The organism is Actinacidiphila sp. bgisy145, assembly GCF_057708125.1.
On record NZ_JBYIRL010000013.1, the window covers coordinates 83,796 to 95,969 of the forward strand.

The window sequence follows — 12,174 nt, forward strand, 5'->3', positions numbered from 1 at the left end:
GTCAACCGTGGCGGCCCACAAATAGCCTACGCCACACCAATGTCCCTGTTCCCAGGCTTTGGTTCCTGCCCTTCGGTTCGGGGGCTTCCTGTCGTTGCCGTCGTCGTGCCTGGTTCTGTGGACGGTCCGCTCCGGCCAGTCTTGAACAGGGAAGCATGTCCGCCTCGCTCCGTGGTGGCGTTCGGATGCCGCATCACCCGTTCGGGTGGCTGAGGGGAGCAAAGGAGCGAGACGGACGCGGGGAGGGGCGTAGGTGAATGGTGTGCCGTCCGACCCGAGGAGTCGGTGGGCTGAGCGTCCTCCTGCCGGTGCATGTGGTGCGTGGGCGGAGTGTGGGCGGTTGCGATTCTCGGGATGGGGAGGGGCTGGTCGCGTGGTGCAGGGCAGGCTGGTGGAGTCGGGCGGGGCCATAGTGGGCCGGTGCCGGCGGCGGGCAGTTCGGTACGCAGACCCGGTGGGGCGGGGTCCGGGGCTGGTGGAGGTGGCGGGGGAGTTCGGGGCGGAGCTGGCGCGTGCGTTGCGGGCGAGTCTGCTGCCGGCCGGGCAGGGTGCGTACGGGGTGCGGGGCCCATCGGAGCTGTCCTGGTTTGAGTTCGCGACCGGGTATGCCCGGGATCATTGGGTGGGTCGGGCGGCGACGACGCGGAACGGAACGAGCGAGGCGCTGACGCTCGTGACGCGGGCGATGCTGTGGGAGATGCCCGGCCGGCCCAGTGAGGCGGTGCTGCACCGGGTGCTGCGGTCGTGGGCGTTCGTGGTGCCGGGGCCGGAGGCGCGGGAGGTACCCCCGCAGGACCGTCTGGTGCTGGCGTGGGTGGCCAAGGCGTCACGGCCGCTGATCGACCTGCACGACCCGGCCGTGGCCCGTGCGGTGCTGGAGGCGCTGTCGGTGAAGCGTGACGGCAAGCCGGCGGCTCCGTACACGTCCGGGCGCAAGCGCAGGATCCTGGTCAATGCCCTGTTTTACGCGATGGAGCAGGGAGAGCTGGGCAGCAACCCGCTGGACCGGGTCCGGTGGCGTGTCCCGAAACAGGCCCGGGCGGTCGACCCGCGGGTGGTGGTCAACCCTCTCCAAGCCCAGAACCTGCTGGGGGCGCTGTCCTACGTCGGCGGTTTCAAACGCGCCCGGGGACGCCGGCTTGTGGGGCTGTTCGCCGGCATGTACTACGCCGGGCTGCGCCCGGAGGAGGCTGTGGCGGTGGCTCTGCCGGACTGCACCCTGCCCACCAGCGGCTGGGGCCGCCTGGTTCTGCACCGCGCCCGCCCCCAGGCGGGCAAGAAGTGGACCGACAGCGGTGCGATGCACGACGACCGTGGCCTGAAGTCCCGGCCGCCCGGAGATGTTCGCATCCTCCCCTCCCGCCATCCCTGGTGAGCATCTGGCGCGACAGCGTCCAGACCTTCGGCACCGCACCCGACGGGCGGCTGTTCTTCACCGAACGCGGAACCATCCTTGGCTACACCACCTGCCACAGAGCCTGGAACGAAGCCCGCGAACTCGCACTACAACCCGAACTCGCAGCGACCCCGCTCGGCAAACGCCCCTACGACCTGCGCCATTTCGCTCTGTCGACCTGGCTCGCAGCCGGCGCCGACCCCGCCGAAGTCGCCCAACGCGCTGGCAACAGCGTCAAAGTCCTCCTCACCCGCTACGCCAAATGCCTCTACTACCGCCAGTCCCTCACCAACCAACGCATCGAACACCTCCTATCCGCCTATGAAACGGATGGTGACCCAGGTCAAGGCCAGGGACCCCGGACAGCGTGCTTAGCCCTGCATCCGTTACTCCGACGGGATGCGCGTCGCATCCAGATGCTCCGTCTCCCGTATCGACCAGCTCAGGCTTATTGCTGCCACGCGGCCTGATGCCAACAGGAAGCGGTGCGCTCCTGAGGCGGGTGGCCGCGCAGGAGGGCCCGGGGTGTCCTGGCCCCCAGACCTGTGCCAGGCGGACCAACGCGTCCTTTCGCCGCCGGGTGCCGCGCGGCAGACTGGCTCTCCGCGCAGAAGCGACAAAGGGGGAGACCGTGGAGTTGGAGCCCACCGAACTGTCGGAGGCGATCAAGGCTGTTCGTGGGGGACTGGCATCCGCGCAGCAGGAAGGAGACGGGTCACCGGTCCGGTTCACGGTCAAGGAAGTCGTACTGGATCTGGGTATCGAACTGCGGCATACCGCGTCGGCCGGCGGCGGGGTCAAGGCGTTCGTGGTCTCCACGGATGCCAAGGGAGAGCGGGCGAAGACTGTCACGCACCGGATGACGGTCACGCTGGCTGTGGCTCTGGACGGCGAAGGCAGCGACCTGCTGATCGGCGATACGGGCGGCGGCCGCGGCGGGACCGTGGACGGCTTGCGGTAGGAGGGATGCGGTGGTAGCGGTACGGACCGTCGAAGTCAGCAACCAGGGCAAGGGCTCCTACGGAACCGGCTGCCTGATAGCGCCCGGCCTGATTCTCACCGCGTATCACGTGGCCCTGCCTGCAGACGGCAGTGTTGTCACGGTCCGCGACACCGTGAGCGTCGGCTTCACCGAGGCGTCGGTAGTGTGGGAGAACCCCGGCCTGGACGCAGTGCTGCTGAAGGCCGACCGGACACGGGTCGGCGCCGGCCTGGGCGTGGTGCGCTGGGGCGAACTGGTCTGCGACGCCCCGGGGCATCGTCCCGTGTGCTCGATGAACGGGTTCCCCAAGGCGATGCGCCGCCGGGTCTCCACACCCTGCGAGCGGTACGTCGACGACCTGAAGACGGTGGAGGGGACGATCGCCCTGCACACCGGATCCCGCTCGAAGCTGTACGGACTAGAAGTCGACAATGCCGAACCGAACGAAGTGAAGGACTGGCAAGGGCTGTCCGGAGCCGGGGTGTTCTGCAATGAGGTACTGATCGGCCTCGCCCGCCTGGTCGACCGCCGGTGGGACCGGCTTCTCATGGTGCTACCGCTCTCTCACCTGCTCACCGCTGACGGCTTCACCAGCACGGTCACCGCCCACACCGGTATGGCCTCGCGTCTTCAGCCTGCTGACCTGCGGCCGCTGATGGACACCGAACCGGACCCGACGCTGTCCTCCTCCTACCTGCTCGATCCGCGCTCCCAGGTCACCGATCTCACGGGCGTGAGCGCCCTCGTGCACGAGGTCGAGCAGTGGTGCAAAGGTCCCGAGCGCGTCAACGTCGCCGCTCTGACCGGCCTGGGCGGCACCGGCAAGTCCCGTCTCCTCATCGAAGTGCTGCACCGGCTCACCGCGGGCTCAGGCGGTCAGAAACCGTGGAACGGCGGCTTCCTTGCCGAGTACCCCACCCACGCCGACTACAGGATGCTCGCCACCGCCAGCCACCCGCTACTCCTAGCCGTCGATCTCGCAGAAACGCGCCTCGCCCAGATCCGCAACCTCATGGCAGCCCTGGCCAGATCCCACGACGGTGCCGCCATCCGGGTCCTGCTCCTCGCCCGCGGACACGACACCTGGTGGCCGGCACTGCGCCGCCACTTACGGACCCGGCACGTGGGATCGGTTGAGCGACCCTTCGCCCTCACGCCCGACGACGCCCTGCACGGGCACAGCCCTGAGGACATCTACGTAGGGGCCAAGGCCGCATTCGCCCGCCGTATCCGGCTGCTCCAGCAGACCGGTCACGGCGACGACACCTGGCCAGACAGCGTGGTCGCCGACGCACCACGCCTGTACGGCGCCGACATCGAACACGCCGCTCGGCAGCCGGTGATCTACCACCACATCGCCGCACTCGCCGATGTACTGGCCCACGCCAACCCCGAGTTCGCACTCAAGGACCACCCGATGGACGTCCTGCTCGCCAACGAAGTGGAATACGTACGGCGCGTCGCCGAATCACGCCTGCCCGAAGGCACCGTCGACGACAAGCTGATCCGCACCCTGGTCACTGCACAGTTCCTCGCCGGGGCACGAACCGCACAAGACGGCCGCGCCGTTGTCCGGGCCGGCTTCGATGTCCACCACCGCGGCTACGGAGCCACCGCACCCCCAGACGCTCGCCAGTTGGCCGCCCTGGATGACATCCTGACCGCTGCCTACCCGGCCTCCGACGGGGCCCACTGGGGCTCTGTCGGTGAACCACTGGCCGTCCCTTGGCTCGCCGAAGTCGAGACCGACAGTGGTGAGGAGTTCATCGAAGCATTCCTGCAGCACGACTCCCTCGCCACCGAGCAGCGCCACCAGACACTCAGCACCGTCGCCCGCAACGCCCAGGAGCAGCCCGGCCTCGCAGCCGGCGCCCAACGAGCAGTCGCCGCGGCCCCCGAGCTTTTGCTGCCCATCGCCGTCCAGGGCGTCACCGCAGAACTCGGCAGCGATCAAGCCCACCAGTGGCTCGCCGACCTAGAACATGCCGTCGCCGAACGTGCCGCCACCCCGGACGCAGACCCCGACACCTACCAGTGGGCCAGCAACCTCATCAGCGAAGCCCAGGGGCGAGCAACCGCCGGCAGGGACGACCTGGAAGAACTGATCGGCACGGCCCTCACCCACGAGACCGACGCCCCGGAACCGCCAAGCCCTGGGCCAGATCCAGCGACGCTACGTCCCGAATCCCACCTCGTCCGGCGGAAACCACAGGTCGGCCGACTCACCCGGTACGTCGTCACCTTCTTTGCCCTCTGTCACCTGACGTTGGTCGCGGCCATCCCCGCCTCTGTCGCTCTCAGCACCAGCGCCAGCAACGATGGATGGATACTGTGGTACTTCGTCCTCCTCAACGTCTTCATGCACCTGACCGTCGCGGACTGCTTCGGGAGCCGACGGCTCGGAACCCTTCCCTTCGCCTGGATCGTGCCACTCATCACAATCGGGATGACGAGTACCTTCGCCTTCGCACTCAGTCGACACCTACCTGCGATCTGGCCCCCTCCCTGGATCCTGTGTCCGGTCCTCTTGGCCTTCGGCCTCACAGCCCTGACCGTCGCCTGGCGCCTCTGGTTCGGCCAGCTCCAGGACATCCGGCAATCAGCCAACCCTGAGGGCCTGCCCGGGTGACGCCGCTGTGCTCTGCCATCGAAACGCTGGTTGTCACGTCCTCTTGCTTCCGGCGGTGTCACCAGCCGAAGTCCATCTGGATGGGGATGCCGTTGGTGACGTCGGTTTGCGCGGACGGTGCGATTCCTACGGGTACCCCGAGTTGGGTGGCGATGGGGGTGTACAGGTCGGTGGTGATGTCCGGGGTCCGCAGGGAGACCATCAGCGCGTAGCTGACGGGGCGCCCGATGCGGTCGCTGCGCCTGTTCGCCTTCCACCAGCCGCCGACTGGGTAGACCGCGAGCATGCCGCAATCCGCGAGTTCTGCGGCTGACCCGCGCCAGACGTCCGCGTGGAGAGAGCCGAGGTTGCGGAATTTGGGGCCGACCAGCCAGCGGGGGTTGGATTCGAAGGCCTTGGGATTGCCCGTTCCGTCGGATTCGTGCTCGGCTTGCTCGGCGAGCCGTCTCTGAAAGGCGTCACCGGACTCGGTGGGGCCTTTGATCGCGAATCTCAACCCGTGCGAGGCATAGCTGTAGCGGCCGAGCATGCCGCGCCGCCCGGGGTTGGGTTCGATCATGTAGGCGAGAGTCACGCGCAGGTCGACCGTGGTCTCGGCCAGGTCGCGGAGCTGTTCCAACGGCCAGGGCAGTTCGTGCAGTTTGAGCTCCGCCAGCCTGACCTGGCTTCCCGGGGCGCGCTTGAACGGCACGAGGGTGTTCTCGATGATCATCGTGACGGCGTTGGAGGCGCTGCTGCGGATCCGCTCGGCGGTGGGGACGCCCCAGCCGTAGCGGCGGATCACCTGCCGCATCAGGATGCCTTTGGCGTGCTTGGGAGTGCCGGTGGCCTTGAACAGACCCTGGTCGATCATTGCGGGCGTCCACTGGGCCTCATGGACGAGCAGTGCCCGGATCGTCTCGGGCCGAAGACCGGGGTAGGTGCGCATGGCCAGGGCGGCGAGGGCAGCGGCTTGCGCGGTGGCGGCGCTGGTGGCGTTAACCCAGGCCAGTTGCCGAGCGGGGTCGTGATGGGTGGTGGCGACACTCAGCAGGTCGTGTTCGTCCAGAACGCTCTCGTCCGGGGTAACAAGCATGTTGCCGCCTTCCAGGACGATGTCGGGTTTGGTCACCGCTGCGTCGGTCAGCGCTACCGAGGTCCTGCTGAAAGGCGATAGGCCACCACGCGCGACGAGGGGACGGACCCCCTCGAACATCGGCCCGTCAGGGATGGTGTCGAGGTCGGTGTAGGCGCCGACGGTCAACACGTTGTGGGCGTGTGCGGGCTCTTCGATGCGAGATAGGTCGGATAGCTGGAGCGGGTCCAGTTCGCCGGTCTCGGAGCGCATGTCCTGGGGCAGGGGCCCGCGTATGTTGCCGGCACTGACGATGATCAGCCGCGACGCTGCAAGGTCAGGGGCACCGATCAGTTCGATGCGGTCATCGTGTACAGCCACGTCCGTGCCTGCGGCCAAGGCGTCGAGGGTGGCCGACCACAGGGTTGCCGTGCCGTCGGTGCCGTTCACGCCATCGCCAGACTGCCGTGTAACGGCCATCGAGAAGATCCGACCAGACGGTGCGGGTCCACCGTTTCCGATTTCAGCTGTCGCTACCGCGTTGGCGGTCGTCTCGGCGAAGGTGCGGGGGAGGGCGGCGGGGGCGTGAGCGTGGGCGTCATGCAGGATCTTTACTGACTCCAGGCCGTGTCCGAGTACTACCGGGCCCTGGGACTCCAGAGCAGCGGCAAGATCGCCGAACAGTGCCAGGCCGGCCATCTGGGTACCGTGCCCAGCGCGGTCGGCCGGTGTCGCTCCGGGCACGACGCTGAAGGCCCGCTCATGCAGTGAAGGCTTGAGGAGGACGTGCTCCTGCGCGATCCCTGTGTCCAGGACGCAGACAGCCGGCGCGTGCGGGTCTGCCGGTTCGACTCGCTGGGCCAGATCGGTGACGAGGCCAACACGGAAGTTCCGGTCGACGTAGTAGAGGCCCTCGGCGAACGTCGGTGTGCGGATCTCGGCCGGACAGGCACTTGTCGCCAGGAGCGCCGTCAGCTGCTGTCCCGTTGTGGAGACATGGGCGACGAGCCGTTCCCCTACCTGGATGGCCCGTTCGCCGACCTGCCAGCGCCGCTCGTCCGCCAGTGCGCGCAGGACGGCAACAGGACCGGTCGGGCAGATTTTCGGGTCGAACCACAGCTCCCACCACCTCTCCTCGTCCAGGGGAGGAAGCTCCTGCTTCTCCTGCCACAGGTTTCCCAGGAGAGCCCGGTGGATCTGCTCCATGTTGGCCACCAGCGCCGCCTGCTGCGGATTTCCGCGGTCGGTGTCCTGGGTGAAGGCAGTGATCCGCTCCGCGAACGAGGCCACCTTGTCGAAGGGCACCCAGACCAGCACGTCCTGGGGAGCGTCATCGGTCTTGGGACGGCTGCTGAGTAGCGTCAGGCCCGAGCCGTCGAACTTCTCCAGCGCCAGCGATTGGCCCTGCGCGGCCTCGACACGGATCGCGAAACCATCGGGCTGGTAGCTCTCGGGTATGGCTTGGGCGAGCTGGGCCGCTCCCTGCTCGGCGGACTCCAGGCCGTCCACGAGTGCGGCAGCATGCGCGGCCCGGTCTGCACGTTCCAGGAGGGCCAGTCTGCTCCCACCAGGTGGCTCGGACCGGGGTGTCAGGGTGCGAGCCTGCCACGGGACGACCAGGTGAGGGGTGGGTCTCGCGGTGGCTGCCGGCTCAGGCATGGTGGGAAGCGTGCCGCTCGGTCAACGCCTCCAGGAGAAGCGTCTCGTCCACCGTGTCCCGCCCGGTGAGAATGGCGCGTTTGGCCGCGGATTCGGCGGCCTTGACCAGCTCGGCATGACTCAACCCGGATGCACTATCTGTCACGGCGTCCCACCGTAGTGTGCCGGTATCCATACCGGCCAGCCGTCTGCGCATAACATGCACGGCTTCTTCCGGTGTGGGTGGACCGTAAGTGGCGATCATGTCGAAGCGTCGGAACAGCGCTCGGTCCAGGAGCTGGTGGTGGTTGGTGCCGGCCACGACCAGGCTTTCGGATGGGGCCTCATCAAGGAACAGCAGGAACGAGTTCAGAATGCGGCGGGCCTCGCCGACATCGTTCCCTGCGGTGCGCTCAGCCCCTAGCGCATCGAACTCATCAAACAGGTACACGGCTCGTGTCTGGGCCACAGCATCGAACACCAGGCGCAGCTTCGTTGCTGTCTCACCCATGAACCGGCTGATCAGCCCGTCCAGACGGATGGTGAACAACGGCAGCTTCAGTTCCCCGGCCATGGCTGCGGCGGTCATGCTCTTGCCGGTTCCTGGAGGCCCGGAGAGCAGGATGCGGTGCACCGGGGTGAACCCGAAACGCTCCAGTCGCGCGCGCTGCCGCTGTTCGTGCAGCACCCGATCGAGTGATGCCCGCAGGTCGCTGTCGAGCGTCATGTCGTCCAGCCGAGCGTCCGGATACCCGGCCGTCAGCAGATTGGACAGCTCACCTCGTGGTTGGACCACCGGCGTCGCTGCCCGGCCCGCGCCCGCATGGCTCTGGTTCTGACGCGCTGCCTCGACCAGCTCACGCAGCTCCACAGCGAACCTGCCTTGACCCTGACGGGCGGACTTTGCCGCCACCTGCAGGGCCACGCTGTAGAAGCGATCATCGTCAGCCTCGGCGTGGGCGCTCACCAGAGCCTTCAGGTGCTCGGCGTTCGCCGTCATGCGCCTGTCACCCCTCCGATGCCCGCCGCCGATAGCTGGGTATGCCGGATTTCTACCCACGGGTGCCGGATACACCCGGCTGCATCGTACGGCTCGCCGCGGCATCCCGCCGCCCGGACGCGGCGGACTATAGCCCGCCGCGAGGACGCCCCGCAGTCCGGTCAGGCCCCGCGTCGCGGATGAGGGCTTGCCCTCCAGTCTGCCCAGGCCGTCGCGGTCGAGGACAACCCGGACGGAATGGTAGCCGCGAAGGCCGCGTGCCGGCCTTATTGCGGTCCCGAACCCCAGGCTGACCTGCCCCGCTTTACCGTCGGCCGACCAGCACGGCCGAGATGCCCTGCCCGCCGTCCTCGCTCTACTGGGCTGCCTAACGCATCTGATTCCTGAGAAGTGGACTTCTCAGCTCTTCCCGCCCTGGAGTGTGGCGCCGGGGCTGATTCTACTGCTAGCGTTTGCCTTGGTCGAGGTGATGAACGTCGCCCAGCCGCGGAGTTGTGTCTCGGGCGGGATACAGCTATGCCCCAGAGTCCGCCTGATCGCTGCGGGCGGACTCCGGGGCAGGGAACCGGACCATGCTTCTGCCTCGGGCTGTGTGCAACTAGGTGCAGTGACAGAGGGTCCAAGGCGTACGCAGGTAAATTTAGCACAGCTATCTGCTATCTGCGTCAGAAGGGGGGCGCAGTGATGCGGAGTGAAGAGCAGGAACTCGTGCGGGCGATCTCGGCCGAGCGCTTCCGACCGTTCGTCACGGAGTGCGGGGGCGATACCACGGTGGCGCTCCGCCTGTACGCGTGGGACGCGGAGGTCAGCCGGGCTTTACACAGCACGCTGCGCGATTTGGAGATCTGCTACAGGAACGCCGTCCACCGGCAGCTCGCGGGTAAGTACCGCCGGGACGACTGGTGGAATGACCAGCGCATCCGCCTGCACCAGGCCGGCCGGGGCAACATCGCTGACGCGCGACAGGAGCTACGTAAGAGAGGCAAGGCGGAGACCCCCGGCAACATCATGGCGCGGCTGACGTTCGGCTTCTGGGTTGGCCTCTTCGCTAAGGGCGAGGGGCGCCACTACGAGATGCAGCTGTGGAATGCGTCGCTCCAGTATCTGTTCCGGGCGCACGGCGTCCGCCGCGACGCACTGCACCGAGAGTTGAAGGCACTTCTGGAGCTACGCAACCGGGTCGCCCACCACGAGCGCGTCTTCCACCTGCCGGTGGAGGCGCGCTTCGCTGCCGCGCTCATGCTTCTGGGCTACGTCAGCCCCGAGACGGCCGCGCTGCACGAGAAGTTCGGCCAAGTGCCGCAGGTGCTGGCCCGCAGGGAGCGAGTGCTGTCCGGAGAGGAGGAGATTCGCCTGTGAGCCAGGGGATCCAGCGGACGCCTACGAACCGGAACCGGTTCGAGCCGGTGACGCTCGGCGAGATCAAGGAACTCGCCGGCGTGGGCCGCCCCACCGTGAGCAACTGGCGCCGCCGGCACGAGTCCTTTCCGGCTGCGATGGGCGGCTCCGAGAACAAGCCGCTGTTCGACGCAGAGGAGGTCGCCGAGTGGCTGGACACCCGGCCCGTCCCCGACGTGGAACGGCGGGAGGACGGACGTCTGCCGACGTACGGAGACCAGTTCCGCCAGGCCTTGCGGCTGCGGCGCCTGGTCGCGCTGAAGCACGACGGCATCTCGGCGGAGACGCTGATTAGGTCCGCTCTGGAGCTGATCGCCGCTAGGGCCGCGGACAACCGTCGGGTTCCGGCCGCAGGCAGACAGCTCGAACAGGCAGTGGACGAGTTGTTGGACGGTACGGAGACGCCGGGCGCCGCCGCCGACGCGGTGCTCGGCCTGGCTGGCCGGCTCGAATCCGAACTGGCCACGGACGCCACTCCGGCGGTTGTGGCGGAGTTGATCGGCGCGCTGGTCCGCCGCCGCGAGGCCGCCGGTGAGGCCGCGTGTGCTCGCCCCTCCGTGATCAACCTGCACGCCGGCACGGGCGACCTGCTCTTCGCCCTCGACCGCGCCCGGCACGGCCGGATCACCGCGGCGGAGGCGGACGGGCTCCGCCGTGAACTGCTGCGCTACCGCCTGCTGGCGCACGGTGTGTGGGGCGTTGATCTGTACGCCGACGTCTCGGCACTGCGGGCCGACGGGTGTACGGCGGCTGACATCGTCGTCGCCGACCCGCCCTATGCGGCGGGCGAGCGCGAGACGGACGAGGACGGGCCGCTGAGCAGGGCTGTCGAGGCGCTGGATCTGCTCCGGCCCGGCGGCACCGCGTATGTGGTCGTGCCGTCGTGGACGCTGGCCCGTCAGCGGACCGGCGTCCGCAGCCCGAACGTCCGGCTGCGGGAGCACCTCCTCATGGAGGACGCGGTGGCCGGTATCGTCCAGCTCCCGCGCCGCATCCATCCGTTCCGCACTGGTGCGGAACTCGCCCTTCTGGTCCTGCGGCGGGATGCCGGACCGGCCGAGCGCGGCCGGACGCGGGTGGTGGACGGCGACCGGATCGCGCTGCGGACGGGGCTAGGGCAGCGCTGGGTCGAGTTCGTCACCGAAGCGCTGAGCACGGCGGACCTCCCGGCTTCCGAAGGGGTCCGCGACATCCCGGTGACGGCAGCGAGCCCGCGCGGGGAGCAGTTGCTGGATGGCCGGTCCCTGCTGCCCGCCCACCGGCTGGCCTCCCCGGAGCGGGGACTCGACCACTTCGGGGCATCCCTGGACGCGCGCCGGGAGGCGGCGGCGGCGTTGCCCGACCTGCGAGAGTGGATCGGCGGCCTGGGCATCGCCAAGCGGGAGAGCCCGGTGCCGCACCGCCGACTCGACGAGCACGTGCGGGCCGGGCAGCTGAAGCTACTCCCGGGGCACCGCATCCATGCTGAGGACATCGCCGACGAAGGCCTGGTCGTCATCGGCCGGGAGGAGATGCTGGGCACAGTGACGATCGGCCAGCGGCGTATCGCGCCGGAGGCGCTGGCCGCGTACCCACAGGCGGCAGTGACCGAGCGCGGCGACGTCATACTGCTCACCGAGCACGGGGTGCGCACCCGTGTGGACGACGTGGGCGGCTGCGTGTTGCTGGCGCCAGTGCAGGGCCTGCGGATCACCGCGTACGCGCAGCACCAGCAGCGGGCGACGGGCGGCCTGTGGATTGGCCCGCACCCGCTGGCCCGGCTGCTGGCCGCGCCCAGGAACCAGCAGCGCAGTAGCGGTTCGCTGGTGCGGCGGGTCAGCGTACGCGACATGGACCTGCCGCAGCTGCCGCCCGAGGAGATCACCGAACTGGAGGCCGTCCTCGCCGAGACCGATCGGCACCGCGCCGAGGTGCGGCGCCAGCTGGACGCGCTGGACACGCTGGCTGAGCGGCTTGCTGCCGGGGTCGCCGACGGCGCGCTGGCGTTGCGGCGCCGGCCCAGCCGATAGCCGGTGGTCCTATGGGGGGAAGCGCCGCTGTCCAACACGAGAGAAGCGAGGCACCTGTGCCGCCACGG

Annotated in this window: 8 protein-coding genes; 6 read left to right on the plus strand and 2 right to left on the minus strand. The window is 68.6% G+C overall.

The features are described from left to right. Positions 1-454 precede the first annotated feature (454 nt). The 4 genes from AC3ERT_RS14265 to AC3ERT_RS14280 all read left to right on the plus strand — a co-directional run bounded on the left by AC3ERT_RS14265 (position 455) and on the right by AC3ERT_RS14280 (position 5,007). Positions 455-1,375, plus strand: a complete 921-nt coding sequence (locus tag AC3ERT_RS14265) for a hypothetical protein (protein ID WP_488180732.1) — start codon at positions 455-457, stop codon at positions 1,373-1,375. Further along, positions 1,372-1,866 (plus strand): hypothetical protein, encoded by a 495-nt coding sequence (locus tag AC3ERT_RS14270; protein WP_435174372.1) that lies wholly within the window; start codon positions 1,372-1,374, stop codon positions 1,864-1,866. Before AC3ERT_RS14265 ends, AC3ERT_RS14270 begins: the two co-directional genes overlap by 4 nt. Before the next feature lie 161 nt (positions 1,867-2,027). Continuing rightward, positions 2,028-2,357: a trypco2 family protein gene (locus AC3ERT_RS14275; protein ID WP_435174375.1), complete on the plus strand. Its 330-nt coding sequence runs from the start codon at positions 2,028-2,030 to the stop codon at positions 2,355-2,357. A 10-nt stretch (positions 2,358-2,367) separates the two neighbouring features. Then, positions 2,368-5,007 carry a S1 family serine peptidase gene (locus AC3ERT_RS14280; protein WP_435174377.1) on the plus strand — a complete coding sequence of 880 codons (2,640 nt, stop codon included), beginning with the start codon at positions 2,368-2,370 and terminating at the stop codon, positions 5,005-5,007. Between the two features lie 58 nt (positions 5,008-5,065). On the opposite strand, the gene AC3ERT_RS14285 is transcribed toward AC3ERT_RS14280, so the two are convergent. Continuing rightward, positions 5,066-7,720 carry a S8 family peptidase gene (locus tag AC3ERT_RS14285; RefSeq protein ID WP_488180733.1) on the minus strand — a complete coding sequence of 885 codons (2,655 nt, stop codon included), beginning with the start codon at positions 7,718-7,720 and terminating at the stop codon, positions 5,066-5,068. After that, a complete protein-coding gene (locus AC3ERT_RS14290) occupies positions 7,713-8,699 on the minus strand; it encodes an AAA family ATPase (protein ID WP_435174383.1) in 987 nt (328 codons plus the stop codon). Before AC3ERT_RS14290 ends, AC3ERT_RS14285 begins: the two co-directional genes overlap by 8 nt. A gap of 684 nt (positions 8,700-9,383) precedes the next feature. Between AC3ERT_RS14290 and AC3ERT_RS14295 the strand changes: the two genes are divergently transcribed. Next, a complete protein-coding gene (locus AC3ERT_RS14295; protein WP_435174385.1) occupies positions 9,384-10,058 on the plus strand; it encodes an Abi family protein in 675 nt (224 codons plus the stop codon). Continuing rightward, the gene (locus tag AC3ERT_RS14300) at positions 10,055-12,106 is read left to right on the plus strand and encodes a hypothetical protein (RefSeq protein WP_435174388.1); all 2,052 of its coding nucleotides are present in this window, start codon (positions 10,055-10,057) and stop codon (positions 12,104-12,106) included. Before AC3ERT_RS14295 ends, AC3ERT_RS14300 begins: the two co-directional genes overlap by 4 nt. The last annotated feature ends 68 nt before the right edge of the window (positions 12,107-12,174 follow it).